This window comes from Ideonella sp. P3_A4 (genome assembly GCF_056403075.1).
The window spans coordinates 1-2485 of record NZ_JBFUGE010000781.1 but is presented as its reverse complement, the minus strand read 5'-3'; the positions used below and the strand labels follow the sequence as shown (position 1 = coordinate 2485).

Below are 2485 nucleotides of genomic sequence, written 5' to 3'. Positions count from 1 at the left end.
GCACTTTCGGCGCGGGGTAGAGGTAGCGCTTGGCTTCGAGGTTGGCGCTGGGCGCGAAACGGTCGACCAGCACCTGGTAGACCACGGCGCCGTTGCGCCAGTCTTTCTCGCGCGCTTCGAATGTGCCGGCCAGGGTGGCGTCGAAACGGTTGGCTTTGACTGTGGTCTTTGGGGTGGGCGCGGCGATGGCCGTGGTGGCCGCCAGCGCGAGGGTGGTGAGGGGGAGGCGCTTGTTCATGGCCCGATCATCCCTTGATCAGCCTTTGACGCCGCCCGAGGTCAGGCCCGAGACGATCCAGCGCTGCGCGGCCAGGAAGACCAGCGTGATCGGCAGGCCGCTCAGCACCGCAGCCGCGGCGAAGTCGCCCCACAGGAACTTCTGGTCGTACAGGTAGAACTTGGAGCCGACCGCCAGCGTCAGGTTGGGCTCTTCGCGCAGCAGCACCGAAGCGACCGGGTACTCGATGATGGTGCCGATGAAGGCCAGCACGAAGACCACCATCAGGATCGGCACCGCCATCGGCAGCAGCACCAGGCGGAAGGCCTGCCAGTGCGTCGCGCCGTCGACCTTGGCGTTTTCTTCGATGTCGACCGGGATGGTGTCGAAGTAACCCTTGATCGTCCACACGTGGGTGGCCACGCCGCCGAGGTAGGCGACGATCAGGCCGGCGTGCGTCTCGATGCCCAGCCAGGGCAGGTAGTTGCCGATGCCTTCGAAGATCGCGTAGATCGCGACCAGCGCGACCGCGACGGGGAACATCTGAAGCAGCAGCATGCTGTTCAGCAGCGTGCGCTTGCCGGCGAATTTCAGCCGCGCGAAGGCGTAAGCGGCGGTGGTCGAGATGGCGACGATCAGCAGCGCCGAGATGGTGGCGATCTTGATCGAGTTCCACAGCCACAGCAGCACCGGGAACGGCGGCTCGATGCGCACGCCATCAGCACCGACGTGTGCGATGCCGAGCGCGAGCTTCCAGTGCTCGAGGCTGATCTGGGTCGGGATCAGCGAGCCGGTCGCGAAATTGCCGGGCCGCAGCGAGATCGAGACGACCGCGAGCAGCGGGAACAGCGTGACCGCGATCAGCGCCCACAGGCCGGCGTGGGCGGCGAGGATGCGCCAGCGTTGGCGCTTGCCGGTGACGATGGCCATGTCAGTGGTTCCGCTGGGGGTGGCGCGATGAATGACGCATGAAGAACTTCAGACTGCTGAGGTGGTGGCGGCAGGGCGGCGGCGGTGCCCCCGTTCTCCGGCCCACGCTCGCGGGGCACGGTCGGGGTGCGCGAAGGACAAGCCGCGTCAACACTGTCGTGCTCGGGTGCTGTGGCAGCAACCGCGAATGGGGCCTGCGCCCGGAGGCACCACCACCGCCCTGCAGGCACCGTCCATGGCGTGGCACGCCAAGGCATGCCGCCACGTTGCCATGGTGGGTGGCTCGGGGGTGCGGGCGCAGGACCCCATTCGCGGTCGCCACCACGCAGGCCAGCTCAAACCGTTCTGACCGAGAGACCACCGCACGCCAAAGACATTTGCCCGCGAGCGTGGGCCGGAGAACGCACCCCCGGGCTACCCGCCACGCTCTGCCCGTCGCAGGCGAATTGAACAACTTGCCCGTTGCAGGCAAATTGGATGGGCCCGGTCAAGCCACCTTTTGCGTCTCAGCCCGGCTGGCACCGCCCAGCCACTCACGCAGCAATTGCTGCGTCAGCGCCTCGGGCTGGTGGAAGGCAAAGCCCTGGGCCCAGTCGATGCCGAGTGAGCGCAACATCGCCGCGACGCGTTCGTTCTCGACGCACTCGGCCACGATCGGTTTGTTCAGCAGGCGGCCCATTTCAGCCATCGAGCGGACCATGCCGCTGTGCACGTCGTCGCTGTCCATGTCACGCACAAACATGCCGTCGATCTTGATCGAGTCGAAGGGCAGGCGGCGCAGGTAGGTGAACGACGCGAAGCCGCTGCCGAAATCGTCGAGCGAGAAGCGGCAGCCCAGGTCGTGAATCTTCTGCATGAAGCTGCTGGCGCTTTGYAGGTTGGTGATCGCCTCGGTCTCGGTGATCTCGAAACACAGCAGCCGGCCGGGTACCTGGTGCTTGGCCAGCAGCTCGGCCACGTGATCGCACAGGCCCGTGTCGCGGATCGTGATGGCCGACAGGTTCACGGCGATCTGGCCGATCTGGTCGTGCAGATCGGGCACTTCGCCCAGCAGCTGCACCACCTGGCCGATCATCCAGCGGTCGATGTCGGTGACGAGGTGGAAGCGCTCGGCCGGGGCGATGAAGTGTGCTGGCATCAGCAGCTTCTCGCGCACCGGGTCCCACAGGCGGGCCAAGGTTTCCAGGTGCAGGCGCTTGGGCTCACCAGTGCCGCTGTTCAAGGGCTCCAGCCGCTGGCAGAACATGCGCAGCCGGTTTTCCTTCAGTGCGTCGAACAGCACCAGTGCCCAGTTGATCGATTCACGGTGCGATTCGCTGGCGCTGCGCTTGGGGTCGT

Annotated in this window: 3 protein-coding genes; all 3 read right to left on the bottom strand. The window is 66.3% G+C overall.

Annotated features, from left to right (window positions below; all coding sequences use genetic code 11):
• A partial coding sequence (locus AC1DYI_RS32610) for a hypothetical protein (RefSeq protein ID WP_477208262.1) occupies positions 1-238 on the bottom strand: 238 nt, incomplete at its 3' end.
• 18 nt (positions 239-256) lie between these two features.
• Positions 257-1147 (bottom strand): maltose ABC transporter permease MalG, encoded by an 891-nt coding sequence (gene malG / locus AC1DYI_RS32605; RefSeq protein ID WP_477208261.1) that lies wholly within the window; start codon positions 1145-1147, stop codon positions 257-259.
• 487 nt (positions 1148-1634) lie between these two features.
• Positions 1635-2485, bottom strand: an 851-nt coding sequence (locus AC1DYI_RS32600; protein ID WP_477208260.1) for an EAL domain-containing protein, incomplete at its 5' end; no start/stop codon positions are given.

Bases quoted from the DNA above. Each gene is read 5' to 3' on its own strand.
- malG (WP_477208261.1), bottom strand. From the start codon at position 1,147: ATGGCCATCGTCACCGGCAAGCGCCAACGCTGGCGCATCCTCGCCGCC.